Genomic DNA, 1,911 nt, shown 5'->3' on the forward strand with positions numbered 1-1,911 from the left:
GGGGTCCTATGAAGGAAGAAGGGCGGGGCAATGCGTGTGGACGCGCGCGCCCAGCCCCGTAAGCAGGTGCATGAGGCCCATCCACATGCGCTCAAACGCGGGCATCTCGCCGGGCACCTGCACCAGGTGCTCGCCCAGCATGCGCTGGTGCCGTCCGGCGGTGATGGGTGGCGGCGTCTTGACGCCAAAATCGAAAACTGGTTGCGTGAAGGGCTCCATCTGCCAGGCCTGCATGTCAGCCAGTGCGGGCGCGAGTTCGGCGGTGTAGGCCGGCACGGTGAGGCGGGCGTTGACGAGTCCGAGTGCCTGGTAGGCCTGCAGCACCAGCGCGTCTCGCCGTGGGTCGGTGGGAGGGCGCAGCAGTGCGGACCACGCCTGTGTCACTTGCGCCCGAAATCCGCCGGAGAGGCTGCGCGTGCAGCCAAAGTCCAGCACGCCCACGGTGCCATCGGGTGCGAACAGAAAATTGCCCGGGTGCGGATCGGCGTGCACTCGGCCCAACACAAAGAGGCAGTGCATGAACCAGTCCCACAGGTGCTGTCCGGCCCGGTCGCGCTGCGCCTGCGTGGGCTGCGAGGCCAGCCAGTCCTGCAGATGCTGGCCCGGCAGAAACTGCTGTGTGAGCACCTGGGCCCGGGTGTGCGACAGGATGGGCTGGGCCAGCACCACGCCCGGCAGCGCCGCGTGCTGTGCAAACCACTGCAGTTGATCGGCCTCCTGCAGGTAATCCACCTCGCGCAGCAGCGTGGCCTCGATCTCGGTCATCACGCTGTCCACCACCGTGTTGGCGGGCAGCGGCATGTCGGTATGGGCCAGGGCGCGCAGCGCGGCGCGCATGAGCTGCATGTCGCTGGTGATGGTGGTGGCGATGCCGGGGTACTGCACCTTCACGGCCACCGTGCCGTGGCCTGCCAGCTGCGCGCGGTGCACCTGGCCCAGGCTGGCGGCGGCGAAGGCGGTGGGCTCGAAGTGTTCAAACAGTGCCTCGGGCTCCTGCCCGAAAGCTTGGCGGAACACGCGGCCCACCAGCGCGCGGTTGAGTGGCGGGGCCTGGTGGTGGGCGCGCGCCAGCTCTTGCCGCACACCGTCGGGCAGCAGGCCGGGGTGCATGCTGAGCAACTGCGACACCTTGAGCGCCGAGCCCCGCAACTGGCCCAGCGCGCCAAAGAGGATGCGGCCGAGGGCGGCTTCGTGGTCGGCCTGCGCTTGGGCAGATGGCGTGCGCACGCGGTGCCCCAGCTGGGCCATCCCGATGCGCGCGGCAGCGATGCCCGTGATGGTGCCGCGCGCAAGGCGGCCGGTGCGCGGCGGTTCAGTGCGTGCCATGGTCTGCCAGGCGTTGCACCATGGCCCGTGCAATGCGGCGGTGAAAGGGGGTCACCACCGCCATGTAGGCATGCCCGAGCGTGTTGTGGATGTGCACCACGGTGCTGAGCACCATGGTCGGCGGCCCAGAGGTCTCGGTCCGTCCGCTGTGCTTGGTCAGTGCAACCTGCACGTCGAGGTGCCTGTCGTCCTGGCCCATCACGACTTCGGTGTCGCTCAGGTGGCGGATGCGGAAGATGCCCACGCGGTCGCCCACACGGTAGCTGCTGGCCTCGCGCAGCGATTTGCCGCTGGCGGGCGGGTACCCATCGTGCAGTTGCCCCAGGTCCTTCAGGCCCACCAGCCGCACCAGCTTGTTGCGCACGGTCATGAGCATTTGTGTCCAGCGCGGCGTGCGGGCCACCACGTCCAGCCAGGCCTGCAGGGCGGTGTGGGATGGCTGGCCGTCAGCCACCTCGTAGGCATCAAAAAAATGGGCGCCGGGCAAGCTGGCATGGATGGCGGTGCCTGCGGGCACCTGCGTTTCGCGCACGGTGGGGGCGGTGGTCATGCGGACTTCCTCTTGCGTGGCGTGGCGGCGGGCTT

At 69.1% G+C, this 1,911-nt stretch carries 2 protein-coding genes; both read right to left on the bottom strand.

The annotated features are described in order from the left end of the window. Positions 1-6: 6 nt before the first annotated feature. Positions 7-1,326, bottom strand: a complete 1,320-nt coding sequence (locus tag NFX52_RS30015) for an ABC1 kinase family protein (RefSeq protein ID WP_055402006.1) — start codon at positions 1,324-1,326, stop codon at positions 7-9. Then, positions 1,313-1,911, bottom strand: a 599-nt coding sequence (locus NFX52_RS30020; RefSeq protein ID WP_353848509.1) for a DUF2867 domain-containing protein, incomplete at its 5' end; no start/stop codon positions are given. The genes NFX52_RS30015 and NFX52_RS30020, both read right to left, overlap by 14 nt.

Origin of the sequence: Acidovorax facilis, assembly GCF_023913775.1 — a bacterium.
Taxonomy (GTDB): Bacteria; Pseudomonadota; Gammaproteobacteria; order Burkholderiales; family Burkholderiaceae_C; genus Acidovorax; species Acidovorax facilis.

What these genes read in the sequence shown, in the direction of transcription:
- NFX52_RS30015 (WP_055402006.1), bottom strand. Translation starts at nt 1,326, where the DNA reads ATGGCACGCACTGAACCGCCGCGCACCGGCCGCCTTGCGCGCGGCACC.